This is a genomic window from Clostridium sp. OS1-26 (genome assembly GCF_030915445.1).
Taxonomy (GTDB): domain Bacteria; phylum Bacillota; class Clostridia; order Clostridiales; family Clostridiaceae; genus Clostridium_AM.
Genome location: NZ_CP133264.1, coordinates 4,605,581 through 4,622,234, shown reverse-complemented (window position 1 = coordinate 4,622,234; position 16,654 = coordinate 4,605,581). Strand labels below are relative to the sequence as shown.

Sequence of the window (16,654 nt, the reverse complement as noted above, 5' to 3'; positions counted from 1 at the left end):
CTAAAGTTCTAAGGTTCTCTTAAAACCCTTCACTAAGACTGGCACAAAGTTTTTAAATCTACTTCAGCTTTAGAAGCATATCCCTCTGTATAAGTCAATTTTTTGGTTAGTTTCTCTATATTAGTATGTGCTCTTTTTAACTATGTAGGGATATTCTTTTTAGAAATTATTTATTAGTAATTAAGTTGTTTATTGTTTTGTATTCCTATAATTATCTACAAACCATTCTATTAAATTGCGAGCTATACTTCCCTTAGTCGGTATTTTAGGAAGCTCTTCTACACTATACCAATCTGCATCGCTGATCTCTATTCCGTCTACTTTTATTTCACCGCTGCTATATTCACATGTAAATGCTACCATCAAAGAATCTGGGAAAGGCCAAGGTTGGCTACCAAAATATTTTACATTCTTAACTTGTATTCCGATTTCCTCAAAAACTTCTCTAGCAACACAAGCTTCAAAGGATTCCCCAGGTTCTACAAATCCAGCTATAACGCTGTAGACATCTTTATTAAAGTTAACGTTATGAGCTAGCAGTAATTTGTTATCCTTGACAACAGCAGTTATTATTGCTGGCGATATTCTTGGATAAACTATTAGACCACAGCTAGGGCAGACTTTTGCTCTTTCATCATCTTTATCCATAAGGGGAGAGCCGCATTTATTACAATACTTATAAGTTCTATTCCAGTTAAGTAAGTGAAGGGCTCTAGAAGCCAAATTAAATAGAGGAATGTCAAGTAATGCTATAAGTGAGCGAATTTTAATAAACTGAAATGGCTCAATAACATTTATTTGTTTATCTAATTCTCCAAATATGTATTCATTGTTATCTTCTGATACAAAACTGTTTGAATTTATTAAACTAATTTTTAGGAAATTCATATCATCATCATTGATGAAGGATATGTGCTTGTCTTTAATTTTAACCAGCAGTTCATCGCTATTAAATATAAAATAAAATCGTTTCATCTTTAGTCACACCTTTTGCATTTAATTTATTATGTTAATAATACCATAAATTTATTATTATTTTCATTATTTATTTATCTAGTGGTCAATCATTCAAATATTTTCACACTAAATCAACGCACAAAACAATAAACTGCTAAGACTATTGTATGAACTCACTTACTTCATACAATAGAAAAGTCTACAAAAACTTTGGTAAGTGTTGACATTAGATGTTTGACTGTATATAATGTATATATACAGTATACATTGACTGGAGGGTTGGTATAAAATAATGAATATAATTATTTCTAATTCATCACAGGAGCCCATATATGCACAAATCGTTACACAAATAAAGCAGTCAATTTTAAAAGGTGAGCTTTCAGAGGCTGAGGGCCTTCCATCAATTAGAAACTTAGCAAAAGAACTTCAAATTAGTGTAATTACAACAAAAAGAGCTTATGACGAACTTGAAAAAGATGGGTATATTGTAACAATACCTGGCAAAGGCACTTATGTAGCTGCACAAAATAAGGAGCTTATGCGAGAAACTAGATTGAAGATGGTGGAAGAAAAACTTTTGGAAGCGATTACTGCAGGAAAAAGTATAAATTTATCATTAGAAGAAATGAAAGAAATGCTTAAGCTTTTCTATGAGGAGGTTTAATAAATGGCACCAATTTTAGAAATAAAAAATTTGAAAAAAGATTTTAAGGATTTTTCTCTTAAAAATATCAGTTTCACTCTTGAAAAGGGGTTTATTATGGGATTTATTGGTCCTAATGGAGCAGGTAAAAGTACCACCATTAAGCTAATAATGAATCTGCTAAAGAAGGATGCTGGAGAGATAAAAGTTTTTGGATTAGACAATGTCAAAAATGAAAATGAAATTAAAAATAGAATTGGCTTTGTCTATGATGAAAATTACTTTTATGAGGAGTTAACTATTTCTGAAATGAAGAGAATCATTGCTCCTCTATATAAAAACTGGAGTAATGAATGTTTTAATAAATATTTAAAAGAATTTACTCTATCACCTAAAAAAAAGATAAAAGAACTATCAAAAGGAATGAAAATGAAATTCTCTCTAGCAATTGCACTTTCGCATCAAGCGGAACTTATTATTATGGATGAGCCAACTTCGGGGTTAGACCCATTGATACGAAATGAGCTTCTGGACATATTTTCTTATTTAATGCAAGATGAAAATAAAGGTATATTTTTTTCAACACACATTACATCAGATTTAGATAAAATAGCTGATTATGTCACTTTAATTAACGATGGTGAAATCTTATTTAGCACAACTAAAGATGAAATTATAGATTGTTATGGCCTTGTAAAAGGAAAGAAAGAGTTTTTAAATGAAGATACGAGAAAAAATTTCGTTGGTATAAAAGAAAATCAATTTGGTTTTGAGGGATTAGCAAAAAATCGAAGCAGTATAAACAAATTTATTAAGGATGGTATCATCATAGAAAAACCATCTCTAGAAGATGTCATGTTGTATTGTACAAGGAGGGAATTAAATGTTTAATCTTATAATAAAAGATATTTTAATACAAAAAAGACAGTGTTATTTACCTTTGTATATATGATATTTTTAATAGTGTTCCTCAAAGAAGCAGGTTTTGTTTCAGCAATGGCGATTGTCAGTTATATGCTCGTCATAACAGGATTTTCACTGGAAGAGAAGAATAAATCAGATATTATGTTAAACAGTCTACCTATAAAAAGAAGAAATATTGTATTGGCGAAATATCTTTCTGTTTTTATATACTTTGGAGTAGGGGTAGCTGCATATTTCCTTACAGCAATTGTAGTAAGGTTATTAGGATCTCCTATTACAATACATTCTGTTACTTTTGAAGAAATAATTGGTGCACTTTTTGCTATAACTCTTTTAAATGGTATATATATTCCTATTCTCTTTAAAGTTGGATATACAAAATCTAGAGTTGTTATCTTTGTAATGTTTTTTCTTGTTTTCTTCCTGGGAGCAGCATTTACAAAAATAATAAGTAAAATTCAAAGTAATATATTTATAAATACTATAATAAATTTCTTTACTAGTAAATCTGATATGCAGATATTAGTATACCTTTTAGGTACTATAATAATCATGATTCTAGGTTCCTTATTACTATCTGTTAAGCTATATGAGAGCAGGGAATTTTAGAGAACTAAAGAATGTAAATATGTTATCTTGCTAAATATTATAAAGGAAGATTAGGAGTAGTGAAATGAGAACTACAAAATACATTAATATTTTACTTTACTGTTTAAGCGGAATAACTTTTATATCTGCTTCAAAAGTTTCTATTACAAGTAATGTATATAGAACATTATTATACTTTATCTCATCTCTCTTACTTATTTTGGCGACAAATTATAGTAAATTAAACATTTTTAAGGAGTAGGTATGAATAATTACACAGAGCAAGCTATAGATGAACTAAAATTATGGCAGAAAAAGATGTTAAAGAAACCATCATTTACAAGCAAAGTAACTAAAGGGCTGCAAAACAAGGTCAATAACCTAATACCAGATAAAGCAAATATAGTAATTACAGAAGCAATAAAAAATACGGTGAAAGTAGTACTTCTAGGTTCTGAATTTACAACAAAGTTGCCACTAATGAATGTATCTTTAGAAAAAAGAGAAAGATTGGTTAAGGAAAAATTAAATTCTTATAGAAAAGCTGCTGTTGTTAGTGGCGCTGGCACAGGAGCAGGGGGATTGCTCCTAGGATTAGCAGACTTTCCAATACTTTTAAGCATAAAAATAAAATTTTTATTTGAGATAGCAAGCTTATATGGTTTTAATGCAGCAAATTACAAAGAAAGATTATATATTTTATATATATTCCAGTTAGCTTTTTCAAGTCCTGAGAGAAGAGCACGAGTTTATTTAGAGATTGCAGACTGGGAAAACTATGTCAAATACCTTCCGGAAGATGTAAATTACTTTGATTGGAGAACTTTTCAGCAGGAATATAGAGACTATATCGACTTAGCAAAAATGTTGCAGTTAGTTCCGGGAATTGGAGCTGTGATTGGGGCTTATGCAAACTATCAATTATTAGATAAGCTTGGTGAAACGGCAATTAATGCTTATAGAATGAGAATTTTCAAAAACAATTAATAAAGGGTATGTATCATAATGTTCTATATGCATTATAATACATACCCTCTACTAATTTTAATACCATTATTAAAATTTAAGCTTAAATGTTGACTCTAACATAACATCATAGACTATTATTAATACGCAAGTAAAAAATTGCTCTTAAAATATCCATAAGTAATGATATGATATCGGATAAATATAATAATATGGCAAATAATATTACAGCAATATAGTTATAATAATTCAATAATGTAATTAGGCAACAAACTAAAATTGTAAATAAATAATGAAGATAACGTTTTCTGGCATAACTTACTATACGAGTGATTTGCTAAGTTTATTGACTGATGTAAAGAATAGTGATATTATAAAATACAGTTAGACGACTAAATAAATTGGAGGTGACTTAATGGAATGTTATCAAAATGATTCATTATATCATGTTTTTGCTCAAGTAATAAAACTTCACTATCATCGTACTCATACATTGCTTGATAAAGTAGGGGTGTACCCTGGTCAACCAGGTATGCTATTTACATTATATAAGAAAGATGGACAGAGTCAGAAAGAGTTGGCAAATGAGCTTAACATTAAGCCAGCTACAGCTACAGTCATGTTAAATAGGATGGAGAAGGCAGGGCTTTTAGAACGAAAAGCAGATGTTACTGATCAGCGAATTTCGCGAGTTTATATTACAGAAAAGGGGAAAAAAGTTTGCGAAGAAGTAAAAGAAGTTATGAAGATTATAAATTCGGATTGCTTTAGTAATTTTACCTCAGAGGAAGAAATATTACTTCGTAGATTGTTAATGCAAGTCAGAGATAATCTTATGAAAGTATGCGATAGGAAAACTGAAATATAACTATAGTTTTAGTAATTGGAGATGATAATGATGTTTAAATTATTTAGATTTTTAAAGCCATATGCAACGGTTGTAACAGGTATTTTAGTTCTTTTATTCTTTCAATCCATTGCAGAATTATACCTCCCTACATTAATGTCAGATATAGTTAACACTGGTATTGTCAAGGGAGATACTAACTATATAATGAGAATCGGTGGATTTATGCTGATTGTAGCAGCAGTCAGTGGTGTTTGTACAATTTGGGCAAGTTTTTTGTCATCAAAAGTTGCAACAAAGTTTGGCCGAGACATTAGAAAGAAAGTTTTTTCAAGGGTAGAAAGTTTTTCTTTAAATGAATTCGATAAAGTAGGTACAGCGTCACTTATCACAAGAACTACAAATGACATTATGCAAGTACAACAAGTAACAATATTAATATTGCGTATGATGATTAGTGCGCCACTGATGTGTATAGGTGGTATTATTATGGCTGTGTCAAAAGATGCAGAGTTGTCACTTATCCTCGTAGTAGTTATTCCTGTTCTTGCAGGTATAATTGCGATAGTTGCAACAAAGGGAGTTCCATTATTTAAAGCAATGCAGGTAAAATTAGATAAGTTAAATCTTGTTGTACGTGAGAATCTTATCGGAATAAGAGTAATACGTGCCTTTAATCGTATTGATGATGAAAAGATACGATTTACTGAAGCTAATTCTGATTTAACTAATACTGCTATTAAAGTTAATAAAATAATGGCGGTTTTAATGCCTGCTATGATAATAATAATGAACCTTACAAGTGTTGCAATAGTCTGGTTTGGTGGAATACGCATTGATAGCGGAAAAATGCAGGTAGGAGATATGATGGCATTTATTCAATATGCTATGCAGATAATGTTTTCTTTAATTATGGTTTCTATGATGTTTGTTATGATACCTCGTGCTGAGGCTTCAGCAGTAAGAATTAACGAAGTGCTTGATATGAAGCCTGAAATTAATGACCCTATAGAGGCAAAAAATACTGAAAAAGAGAGAGGATATATAGAATTTAAGGATGTTACCTTTAGTTACCCCGGTGCAGAGCAGCCAGCGATAAGCAATATTTCTTTTAGTGTAAAACCTGGTGAAATAACTGCTATTATTGGCGGAACTGGTTCTGGAAAATCCACACTAATAAGTCTTATACCTCGCTTCTATGATATTGATAATGGCAGTATTTTAGTTGACGGAATGGATATTAGAGAAATGTCCCAAGAAAACCTTAGAAAAAAAATTGGTTTTGTTCCACAAAAGGCTGTATTGTTTACTGGAACCATATCTGACAATATCAAATATGGAAAAGAGGATGCAAATGACATGGAGATTAGGCATGCAGCAGAAATTGCTCAAGCATCGGAATTTGTGTCTAATATGAAAGATGGATATGATTCAATGATTGCTCAAGGTGGTAATAATGTTTCTGGAGGGCAAAAGCAGCGTCTGGCCATTGCTCGTGCACTTGTTAGAAGACCGGAGATATTTATATTTGACGACAGCTTTTCAGCACTAGATTTTAAAACTGATGCAAAGCTTAGAGCAGCTTTAAAACCAGAAATAAAGGATTCAACAGCAATTATTGTTGCTCAAAGAGTCAGCACTGTAATAGATGCTGATAGAATTATAGTGTTAGATGAAGGTAGAATTGCAGGAATCGGCACACATAAAACTCTATTAAATGATTGCGAGATATATCGAGAGATAGTATCTTCACAATTATCAGAGGAGGAATTAGCATAAAGCAAATATTCACTAGACTTTTTAAAGCAAAATAATAAGCTATTAAAAGTTAGTTGGCCTTATGCATAGAAGGAGGATATTATTATGGGTGAAAAAAGAAAAGCTGGAAGAGGTCCTATGGGTGGCGGTATGGCTATGGGAATGCCAGCAGAAAAAGCCAAAAACTTTAAGGGAACGATGAAAAGGCTTATAAAATACCTAGCGCCACATAAGATAAATCTTATTGTAGTGTTTATAACAGCTATTTTAAGTACTATTTTTAGCATTGTTAGTCCTAAGATAATGGGAAAAGCTACAACTAAGCTATTTGAAGGCTTAATGAATAAATATATGTACTATGAAAAGTTGAATGCAGCAGCTTCAGCAGTAAAAAAAGGTGCAAATCCCCAGCTATTACTTCAATTAAAGCAACAGGGAGTTCCAAGTGTTGACTTTAATTATATTGGGCAAATAATACTTTATCTAATTGGTTTATATGTTATCAGTGCAGCATTTAGTTATATTCAACAGTACATCATGGCTGGTGTTGCGCAGAAAACTGTATTTAATATGCGTAACGACTTAAACAATAAGCTTGCACGTTTACCTCTTAAATATTTTGATTCACGTACACATGGAGAAATATTAAGTCGTGTTACAAATGATGTTGATACAATATCAACTACCTTGCAGCAGAGTTTGACTCAACTTATCACTTCAGTTGTAACTATAGTAGGTATCATTGTAATGATGTTATCAATAAGCGTAACGTTGACACTTGTTACCCTTATAACATTGCCTCTATCCATAATTGTTACAACAACTATAGCAAAGCGTTCACAAAAATATTTTGTAGAACAACAGAAAACTATTGGAGAGCTGAATGGCCATGTAGAAGAGATGTATACTGGACATAAAATAGTTAAAGCTTTTGGTCATGAAGAAAAATCGATAAATGAGTTTAACAGCATTAATGAAAGACTGTACAATGTAGGATGGAAGGCTCAGTTTATTTCTGGTATAATTATGCCTTTAATGAACTTTATTAACAATATAGGCTATGTTCTCGTTTGTGTTGTTGGAGGAATTTTTGTTACTAAAAAGAAAATTGAAATTGGTGACATCCAGGCATTTATTCAGTACGCAAGACAATTCGGGCAACCGATTGTTCAAACTGCAAATATAGCTAATATTCTTCAGTCTACTATAGCAGCAGCTGAGCGTGTATTTGAACTATTAGATGAAGTTGAAGAAATTCCAGACAGAGAGGATGCTAAAATTGTTGACTTTAAAAATAATCAGATACTAGAAAGAGATTTAGATAATAATAGCACAAAGGTAATAACACCAGTAAAGGGTGAGGTTAGGTTTGAAAATGTTAAATTCGGTTACAAAGAAAATGTTACTCTTATAGAAGATATGAATATAGATGTAAAAGAAGGAGAGACAATAGCAATAGTAGGCCCAACTGGAGCAGGTAAAACTACATTAATAAACCTATTAATGCGTTTTTATGAAATAAACGATGGAAAAATTACTATTGATGGTGTAGATGTTAAGGATTTAAAACGGGGAGATTTGCGTACTATGTTCGGTATGGTACTTCAAGATACATGGCTTTTTAATGGTACTATAAGAGATAACATTGCTTATGGACGCAGAGGTGCAACAGATGAGGATATCATCAAAGCAGCAAAGGCTGCTCATGCTGACCACTTTATTAGAACTCTTCCAGAAGGATACAATACAGTGCTAAATGAGGAAGCATCTAATATATCACAAGGTCAAAAGCAGCTTTTAACTATTGCTCGTGCTATACTCGCTGACCCTGCAATACTAATTCTCGATGAGGCAACAAGTAGTGTTGACACAAGAACTGAGGTTCAGATACAGAAGGCTATGACTAACCTTATGAAGGGAAGGACCAGCTTTGTTATAGCTCATAGATTATCTACAATAAGAGATGCAGATTTAATACTTGTAATGAACAATGGTAGGATTATTGAACAAGGCAACCATAATGAACTCCTTGATAAAGAAGGCTTTTATGCTGATCTTTACAATAGTCAATTCACAGGTAAAAATCTAGACGAACAGGCTATTTAACTGTAATTAATGTCATTAATATATAAATAGAAAACTGCTGCAGATTTTTCTGTGCAGTTTTTTATTTTAAATAAATTATAATATATTTCTGCAATTAAACTCGAAAAAGATAGACTTTATTATAAGATAATGGTAGGATTAAACAAGTACACATAGCAATAAATAAGCATTATGATAAATTAAACTATATAAATGTTTAAATTGAAAGAGTAGGAATATATAGTATCGTAAATAATAACTATATATAAAGATATGCGTATAAAACAAAAATTTGGAGGTGTTGCATTATAAATAGAAATGCAAATTTAAATGAAAATATTAGAGCAAAAGAGATAAGATTGGTGGGAGAAGAGGATACTCAAATAATTTCTACTAGCGAAGCATTAAAGATGGCTATAGAAAGAAATCTGGATTTAGTAATGATTTCTCCAGCAGTTAATCCACCAGTGTGTAAAATAATGGATTATAATAAATTCCTTTATGAACAAAGTAAAAAAGAAAAGGAAAATAGAAAGAAACAAAAAACTATTGATATTAAAGAAATAAGATTGAGTCCTAATATTGAAGAACATGATATAGATGTTAAGGCTAATAACGCTAAAAAATTCCTACAAAATGAGAATAAAGTTAAAGTATCAATTAGATTTAGAGGAAGACAAAACAATTACACTCATGTAGGAAAAGAAGTTTTTGATATGTTTGTCTCTAAGATAGGAGATGTTGGTACAATTGAGAAACCAGCTAAATTAGAGGGAAACAATATGATTTTGATTTTAGCTCCGAAAAAATAATAAATTATATTGATAATAATTAGCGAGTTTCTTGCTATGTGTACAATAAAGTATAAAACTTTCTTATCAAAAGAGATTAAGGGACTGGCCTGATAGTGTCCAGCAACCTAGAGATTTTGCTTTAAGGTGCTAATTACAGAAGGTGTAGTACATAAAAATGATAAGTTAGAAGTAAACTTAATCTTCTTGCAGGGTATCTGCAAGAAGATTTTTATTTGACCTCGTTTTCTCCATTTTTAATTTGAAATTGATTTGTTTTTCCCATCATGTAGGCTAACTTAATTATCTTCTGCTCTTCTAGGGTCATTTCTCTATTAAACATTTTTTCAAATTGTTTTATTAATTTATAAGTATCAATTTTCTTTTTTGAATTCTCATGTCGATCTAATTTTATATCTTTATGAGATTTATATATATTAGTTTTAATATTTTTATTATAGATTTTTTTATAAATTTCTGATGTATAATAGGCATCATAATAAGCATTATGAAATCCATCATCAAAAGAAATTTCTAACAATTCTACCGCTTTTTTTAATCCTATACTGATTCCTTTAGGACAACCCAGGTATCTAGAAGCGTATAATTGAAGATTTATATAATTTCTTGGAATTAAGAATGTATTTAAATCATAATACTCTAAATTTCTAAATAATTCTTTTATATCAACTATTCCCCATGTGCATAAGGCATTATCCTGTCCTCTTACAAATTCAAGAAACTCTTTATAAACCTCTGTAAATGGTTTAGCCTTACTTAATTGATCAATTGTTATACTAGTCATTTCTTGAACAAAAGGATTAAGAATAGGATATATTTCAGGCTTAACCAGAATATCTAAAGTAGCGATTGTTTTAAGCTCTCTATCAAGTTTTACTGCACCAATCTGAATTATTTCAAAGGGGCATTTTGTATTTTTATTTGTTTTTACAGGACTATATTCCTGATTAAATTCTAAATCAAATACTATGTAATTCATAATATTCCCTTTCAAGTACATTTCGAAATTTAATATGTAACAAATTATATATCTATAGTATACCTTTGATTATTATAAAAAAATACTAGTGTTTCTGACTTCGCTATCTATATTTTCTCTTTGTTGTGCCTGAATAAAATATAATGTATACTTATCATTAGTATAGAGTTCCGAGGCTGGAGCTTATAGTTTTTTAATTATTGTTTGATTTAATAAAGGGGGAAAACAAATGAAATATACTAAGTATGGTACAACTGATAAGAATGTTTCCGTAGTTGGATTTGGAGGACTTAGATTTGATTTAAGCAAAAGTAATGAAGAAAATGCTGAATTAATTAAATATGCCTATAGTAAAGGAATTAATTATTTTGATACTGCACCGGGATATTGCGATGGAAGAAGTGAAGATATATTGGGAATAGCCTTTAGGCAAATGATTAAAGAGGGAAAAACAGACTTTTATGTTTCCACTAAAGGAAGACCTACAGTTTTTGATACTGCTGAAAAAGCTATAGAGGGAGTCAAAAAATCCTTGGAAAGGCTAGGAGTCCCTAAGATTCATTTTTACCACATATGGTGTATTAGAAAAATGGAACACTATGAACTAGCAATGAGACCAGGCGGTCAATATGAAGGCCTCTTAAAATGTAAGGAAGCAGGTTTAATAGATCATATTGTTTTTTCATCACACCAACCAGGAGATCAAGTAACAGAAATATTGAATGAAAACAAATTTGATGGAGTTACAATGGGCATAAATATATTAAACTTTTCTTATAGATGGAATGGAGTTATGCATGCAAATAAAAATGGATATGGAGTAGTAGCTATGAACCCACTTAGTGGAGGTTCTATTCCAAACCATGAAAAAGAATTATCATTTTTGACTTCAGAAGGAGAGACAGCTACCGAATTGGCATTAAGATTTAATATCACAAGCCCGCAAATTACTATTTCATTGATAGGTTTTGGAAATAAACAGGATATTGATGAAGCTTGCAGAATTGCAGATGAGGGAAAACCATTTACAGAAGAAGATACTAATATTCTAAAAAGTAAACTAGGCAAAAATATGAATGAGATTTGTACTGGCTGTGGCTATTGCAAGGTTTGTCCAATGGAAATAAACATACCGGGGTATATGCTTTTCTATAATGAAAAACAAATGTTCAAGAAAAGCGATGAAGAAATGATAAAGTCTATTTACGGTTTAGAATACTGGAATTATACCATGAATGGCAAAAAGTTTGCAGCAGACTGTATAAAATGTGGCAAATGCGAGGGTGAGTGTACTCAACATCTTCATATTATTAAGAGGTTAGAGGAAATTGCATCATGGGAAGAGAAGGGTACTAATGATATAACTGTATAATAATATTTTATAAACCATGACAAATTTGCAGAAGCAAAGATGTTATGGTTTATTTTATATGATACTTATTCTTGCTTTTGCTGCTTGTTTGCAAAGTAAGAACTTTTAAGAATATTTGTTATTTAAAAACAATAAAAAATGTGATACAATTGATATTGAGAATTGTTATCAATATTAATTGTATAATTTGTTATTAATATAAAAAATTATTTTAAAATGAAAAATAATGTAAGGGTAGGGTGATAGTGTGAGTGCTTTAATTATTGGAGGAGATAACCTTGGAAGTATTCCCTGTAAGTTATATGAGAAGGGTTTTAAGAATATTGAGCATATAAGTGGTAGAAAAGGTGGCGATAGAAGAGGAGATATTCTGCTAAGAATAGATAGAGCTGATTTAGTTATAGTATTGGTAGATTATATAAGTCACTGTATTATGAAAAATACAAAAGAAAAGTTAAAAGATGTTAAAACAAAGATGATATTTACCAAAAGATCATGGTCCTATATGGAACAAGAAATAAATAATTTTTTAGAAATTTAAATAATTTTGCTAGCAATAATGTTATTAAATAGTTTATTAATAAATTAGACTAAACTAAATGCCAAGTTAACTACTTTTAGTTTAATCTTTTATTATTTCTGATTTTATAAATAGTAAGTATAATATTTTCTAATAAGAATCTCAGAATCTATAAGTAATACAAATAATTTTAGTAATGAATTTGTGTTAAAATGTGTTATATAGAAATAAACGGGATGGGAGACTGTTATTTATGAACGATTTACCTAAGATATTTGATGACTTCAGTGAATCAAGAAAAAAAGGATTCATAACAATTAAAAATTTAAAAGATGAAGGAAGAAAGGTTGTAGGAACTTTCTGTACTTATACACCTTGGGAGATCATAACTGCCTCTGGTGCTGTAGCAGTATCACTTTGTGCTAAAAGTGATGAAACAATAGCTGATGCAGAAAAGCATCTACCAAGAAATTTGTGTCCACTAATAAAGTCTAGTTATGGCTTTGCCATCACTGATAAGTGCCCTTATTTTTATTTTTCAGATTTAATCGTTGGTGAAACTACATGTGATGGTAAAAAGAAAATGTATGAATATTTAGGGGAAATTAAAAATATTCACGTAATGCAATTGCCTCAAACATCTAAGGGAGAAGACAGCTATAGACTTTGGAAAAATGAAATTTTTAAACTAAAAGATAAGCTAGAAAAAGATTTTAATGTGGAGATAACTGAAGAAAAAATAAAGGAAGCAATTAAGATTCGAAATAAAGAGAGACTAGCGTTAAAAGAATTTTATGAACTAGGGAAAATGTGTCCTCCACCTATAACAGGATTAGAAATGTTGAGGGTTTTAAATGGAGCGTCATTTAAGTGGGACAAAGAAGTCGAAATAACAGAGCTTAATCAGCTTGTAAAAGAAGCTAAAGCTAAATATGAGGATGGAGAAAGAAAAGTTTCGCCAAATGCAAAAGAATACTTATTACTGGATGTCCTATGGGAGATGCAACAGAAAAAATTGTAAATGCTATTGAAGAAAATGGTGGAGTCGTTGTTTGCTACGAAAATTGTACAGGAGTAAAAGAAATAAGCAGGTTGGTAGATGAGAATATTGATCCTATTGATGCTTTAGCAGATAAATACTTAAACATAGGATGCTCATGCATGACTCCAAATGATAACAGAATAAATCTTCTATCGGAGTTGATTGAGGATTATAAAGTTGATGGTGTTATAGATGTTATACTTCAAGCTTGCCATACATATAGTGTAGAATCCTATAATATAAAAAGATTTGTCAATGAAAATAAAAATTTGCCTTACATGAGTATAGAAACAGATTATTCCCAAACAGATGTAGGTCAAATCAAAACCAGAATAGCTGCCTTTATAGAAATGCTATAATTCTTGTTAGAAGGTGTTCTTTGTGGAGCAAGTGACATTAATGGTCATAAGCTCCTTTTAAATTACATATAACTATAAATAAATTAAATTATAGTGAAGACTCTTATTCAATTTAGTGATAATTGTTGTATTATACCTTTTTATGCTAATACAATAGGTATGCAGGCTTTTTTAGTATTTTCCTTTTGGATAAGGTTTTCACTACATTTAGTTTGGAATTGTAAATTTACTCAGCAAAGGAGAATAAAGATGCCGCAGATTAGATTTGTTAACGAAGATATATCTATAGAAGTAGAGGAAGGTACTAAACTTATAGATTCTATAAGAAAAGCAGGGCTTAAAATAGAAACACCATGCAATTCTGTGGGAAAATGTGGTAAGTGTAAAGTTAGAGCTTTTGGAGAATTATATCCTAAAACTCAGGATGAACTTAGGCATACTAATGAAGAGAACATGAGGCTTGCTTGTATTGCAAGAGTAAAAGGCGATGTGAATATTGAGCTTTTGAACGAAGATAAAAATTTAAAGACAATTAATAGGGGTTTTTCTATTGATGTTGAAATTGACAGCAGCATGAAAAAAATTAAGCTGCCTAATATAGATGAGAAAAATTTTATTCCTTATAAAGATACAGTTGAATATAAATTTAAAAATATCAATGTGCTAAAAAAGATTGGTTTACTTGAAAGGAATGAAATTAAAGAATTCTATGGAATTTTACATAAAGATACTATTATTGACATAAGAGAAAAAATAGATTGTCTTCTAGGAGTTGCTGTAGACATAGGAACTACAGGGCTTTCAGCTTATCTTGTAAATATGGAGAATGGAGAAGTTTTAAATAAAGTTTCAGCCTTAAATCCACAAACGGAGTTTGGAGCAGATGTTATATCAAGGATAACCTATTGCATGACAATTGAAAATGGAATAAATACATTAAGTAACTGCATAAGAAAAAAAATAAATGTAATAATAGAAGACCTTGTAGAAGATAAATACTGTACAGATGACATATACAGAGTTGTAATATCAGCTAATACTACTATGCTCCATCTTTTTTTAGGGGTTATACCAGACGCCATAGCTACAGTTCCTTATAGATCAGTTTTTTTGGATAAGCTTAATTTTCACGCTAAACAATTGGAAATAGAGGTTAATTCAGTAGGAATCTTAACAATGCTTCCTTCATTATCTTCTTATGTTGGCGCTGATATAATGGCTGGAATAGTAGCCATAGATTTTCAAAGTAAGAGTCAACCTTCTATATTCATAGATATTGGTACAAATGGTGAAATAGTTACTATATGTGACGGTAAGATGGCGGCATCTTCAACTGCTGCAGGGCCTGCCCTTGAAGGTATGAATATATCTTGTGGTATGAGGGCTGAGGAAGGTTCTCTAGATACTTTCGATATAGATGATGACTTAAATATGAGTTATTCAACCATAGGAAATACTAGTGCAAAAGGTATTTGTGGAAGTGGGCTTATTGACATAATTGCAGGCTTAGTTAAACATAATATCATTTTATCAACAGGAAGATTCAATAAAGACTTACCGGAAAAAATTAAAGATAGACTGAGGGATAAAAAATTTTATATTACTGATGATGTTTACATATCGCAAAAAGATATTAGAGAAGTGCAATTAGCTAAAGGAGCTATTGCTGCTGGGGTAACCATGCTTCTTAAGCAAATAAATACAAGTATAGAAAATATAGATGAAGTGGTAATAGCGGGAGCCTTTGGATATCATATAAACCCTGAAAGCATAAAAACTATAGGACTTATTCCAAAGGGATTTAAGGGCGAAATTACTTTTGTAGGAAATTCCTCTATTGAAGGTGCAAGAATTGCACTAGTTAACAAGGAGAAGCTTAAAGAGATGAGCAAGATAAAGAAAAATGTAGAGGTTGTAGAACTCTCTACTAGAGAAGATTTTCAAGATAGCTTCATAAGTGCACTTAATTTTTAGTGCAGTAATATAAATTTTTAATAGCGTTATTATCCATTAAAGATGAAAAATTCAATAATATGGAGTACTGAATTACTTTAAACTTATAAAAAATTAAATTAAAAAGGAGATATAAACATGAGTGATTTAAAAGAAAATTTAATTAAAGAATTATCTGATTCAGTTGTTGAAATGGAAGAGGAAAAGGTTGTTGAGGTTGCAAAAATGTCCATTGAAAATGGAATTAGTGCTTATGATGCAATTGATAAAGGTTTAGCAGATGGAATGAATAGAGCTGGTGTGCTTTATGAGGAAGAAGAATACTATATTCCAGAATTATTAATGTGTTCAGATGCTATGTATGCTGGACTAGATGTTTTAAGACCTCATCTTGAAAAAAGGGATATTAATGATAAACATAAGGTTGTAATTGGTGTTGTTCAAGGAGATACACATGATATAGGAAAAAATTTGGTTAAAATAATGATGGAAACTGAAGGTTTTGATGTTATAGATATGGGTAGAGATGTGCCTCCTAGAGAATTTGTTAATAAAGCTAAGGAAGTTAAAGCAGATGTTATTGTTCTTTCTACCCTTATGACAACTACAATGGAAGGAATGGCTGAAGTTATAAATATCCTAAAAGAAGAAGGATTAAAAGATAAGATTAAAGTTATGATTGGTGGAGGTCCTATTTCTCAGAGTTTTGCTACTAAAATAGGTGCTGATGGATATACCACAGATGCTTCAAAAGCTGCAAAATTTGCTAAAGATTTAGTAATTACAATATCAAAGGGAGATAAAACAGCTAAGGATAATGACAGCACTTTAGTACAGGGGGCATAA

General features: G+C 30.7%; 13 protein-coding genes, 2 pseudogenes and 1 riboswitch. Of the genes and pseudogenes, 13 read left to right on the top strand and 2 right to left on the bottom strand.

All coding sequences use genetic code 11. The features are described 5' to 3' along the window. Nucleotides 1–189: 189 nt before the first annotated feature. Nucleotides 190–975 carry an NAD(+) diphosphatase gene (gene nudC, locus RCG18_RS22920; RefSeq protein ID WP_308038298.1) on the bottom strand — a complete coding sequence of 262 codons (786 nt, stop codon included), beginning with the start codon at nt 973–975 and terminating at the stop codon, nt 190–192. Between the two features lie 274 nt (nt 976–1,249). On the opposite strand from nudC, the gene RCG18_RS22915 reads away from it, so the two are divergent. The 8 genes and pseudogenes from RCG18_RS22915 to infC all read left to right on the top strand — a co-directional run bounded on the left by RCG18_RS22915 (nt 1,250) and on the right by infC (nt 9,583). Next, on the top strand, nt 1,250–1,624 hold the full coding sequence (locus tag RCG18_RS22915) for a GntR family transcriptional regulator (RefSeq protein WP_211140992.1): 375 nt from the start codon (nt 1,250–1,252) through the stop codon (nt 1,622–1,624). A gap of 3 nt (nt 1,625–1,627) precedes the next feature. Next, nucleotides 1,628–2,494, top strand: coding sequence for an ABC transporter ATP-binding protein (locus tag RCG18_RS22910; protein WP_308038297.1), 867 nt, complete (start codon nt 1,628–1,630; stop codon nt 2,492–2,494). Between the two features lie 27 nt (nt 2,495–2,521). Next, nucleotides 2,522–3,136: pseudogene (locus RCG18_RS22905) on the top strand (ABC-2 transporter permease); the annotation flags it as partial. A 243-nt stretch (nt 3,137–3,379) separates the two neighbouring features. After that, the gene (locus RCG18_RS22900; RefSeq protein WP_308038296.1) at nt 3,380–4,102 is read left to right on the top strand and encodes an EcsC family protein; all 723 of its coding nucleotides are present in this window, start codon (nt 3,380–3,382) and stop codon (nt 4,100–4,102) included. A 394-nt stretch (nt 4,103–4,496) separates the two neighbouring features. Next, entirely contained in the window at nt 4,497–4,949 is a 453-nt protein-coding gene (locus RCG18_RS22895; protein WP_308038295.1) for a MarR family transcriptional regulator, read from the top strand. Between the two features lie 30 nt (nt 4,950–4,979). After that, nucleotides 4,980–6,707 (top strand): ABC transporter ATP-binding protein, encoded by a 1,728-nt coding sequence (locus RCG18_RS22890; RefSeq protein WP_308042092.1) that lies wholly within the window; start codon nt 4,980–4,982, stop codon nt 6,705–6,707. A gap of 84 nt (nt 6,708–6,791) precedes the next feature. Further along, nucleotides 6,792–8,792: an ABC transporter ATP-binding protein gene (locus RCG18_RS22885; RefSeq protein WP_308038294.1), complete on the top strand. Its 2,001-nt coding sequence runs from the start codon at nt 6,792–6,794 to the stop codon at nt 8,790–8,792. A 284-nt stretch (nt 8,793–9,076) separates the two neighbouring features. Beyond that, nucleotides 9,077–9,583, top strand: coding sequence for a translation initiation factor IF-3 (gene infC, locus RCG18_RS22880; RefSeq protein WP_308042091.1), 507 nt, complete (start codon nt 9,077–9,079; stop codon nt 9,581–9,583). Between the two features lie 60 nt (nt 9,584–9,643). Further along, a riboswitch (SAM riboswitch) is annotated at nt 9,644–9,750 on the top strand. A gap of 44 nt (nt 9,751–9,794) precedes the next feature. On the opposite strand, the gene RCG18_RS22875 is transcribed toward infC, so the two are convergent. Continuing rightward, nucleotides 9,795–10,562: a 3'-5' exonuclease gene (locus RCG18_RS22875; RefSeq protein WP_308038292.1), complete on the bottom strand. Its 768-nt coding sequence runs from the start codon at nt 10,560–10,562 to the stop codon at nt 9,795–9,797. 229 nt (nt 10,563–10,791) lie between these two features. Between RCG18_RS22875 and RCG18_RS22870 the strand changes: the two genes are divergently transcribed. From RCG18_RS22870 to RCG18_RS22850, 5 genes and pseudogenes are all read left to right on the top strand, one after another. Continuing rightward, nucleotides 10,792–11,934, top strand: a complete 1,143-nt coding sequence (locus tag RCG18_RS22870; RefSeq protein WP_308038291.1) for an aldo/keto reductase — start codon at nt 10,792–10,794, stop codon at nt 11,932–11,934. 247 nt (nt 11,935–12,181) lie between these two features. After that, nucleotides 12,182–12,475: a DUF2325 domain-containing protein gene (locus RCG18_RS22865; RefSeq protein ID WP_308038289.1), complete on the top strand. Its 294-nt coding sequence runs from the start codon at nt 12,182–12,184 to the stop codon at nt 12,473–12,475. Nucleotides 12,476–12,707: 232 nt separating this feature from the next. Then, nucleotides 12,708–13,855: pseudogene (locus RCG18_RS22860) on the top strand (double-cubane-cluster-containing anaerobic reductase). A 249-nt stretch (nt 13,856–14,104) separates the two neighbouring features. Continuing rightward, the gene (locus RCG18_RS22855; protein WP_308038288.1) at nt 14,105–15,829 is read left to right on the top strand and encodes an ASKHA domain-containing protein; all 1,725 of its coding nucleotides are present in this window, start codon (nt 14,105–14,107) and stop codon (nt 15,827–15,829) included. A 117-nt stretch (nt 15,830–15,946) separates the two neighbouring features. After that, the gene (locus tag RCG18_RS22850; protein ID WP_308038286.1) at nt 15,947–16,654 is read left to right on the top strand and encodes a corrinoid protein; all 708 of its coding nucleotides are present in this window, start codon (nt 15,947–15,949) and stop codon (nt 16,652–16,654) included.

Coding starts and splice junctions, on each gene's coding strand:
- nudC (WP_308038298.1), bottom strand. CDS start 975: ATGAAACGATTTTATTTTATATTTAATAGCGATGAACTGCTGGTTAAA.
- RCG18_RS22910 (WP_308038297.1), top strand. CDS start 1,628: ATGGCACCAATTTTAGAAATAAAAAATTTGAAAAAAGATTTTAAGGAT.
- RCG18_RS22850 (WP_308038286.1), top strand. CDS start 15,947: ATGAGTGATTTAAAAGAAAATTTAATTAAAGAATTATCTGATTCAGTT.
- RCG18_RS22855 (WP_308038288.1), top strand. CDS start 14,105: ATGCCGCAGATTAGATTTGTTAACGAAGATATATCTATAGAAGTAGAG.
- RCG18_RS22890 (WP_308042092.1), top strand. CDS start 4,980: ATGTTTAAATTATTTAGATTTTTAAAGCCATATGCAACGGTTGTAACA.
- RCG18_RS22900 (WP_308038296.1), top strand. CDS start 3,380: ATGAATAATTACACAGAGCAAGCTATAGATGAACTAAAATTATGGCAG.
- RCG18_RS22895 (WP_308038295.1), top strand. CDS start 4,497: ATGGAATGTTATCAAAATGATTCATTATATCATGTTTTTGCTCAAGTA.
- RCG18_RS22915 (WP_211140992.1), top strand. CDS start 1,250: ATGAATATAATTATTTCTAATTCATCACAGGAGCCCATATATGCACAA.
- RCG18_RS22885 (WP_308038294.1), top strand. CDS start 6,792: ATGGGTGAAAAAAGAAAAGCTGGAAGAGGTCCTATGGGTGGCGGTATG.
- RCG18_RS22870 (WP_308038291.1), top strand. CDS start 10,792: ATGAAATATACTAAGTATGGTACAACTGATAAGAATGTTTCCGTAGTT.
- RCG18_RS22875 (WP_308038292.1), bottom strand. CDS start 10,562: ATGAATTACATAGTATTTGATTTAGAATTTAATCAGGAATATAGTCCT.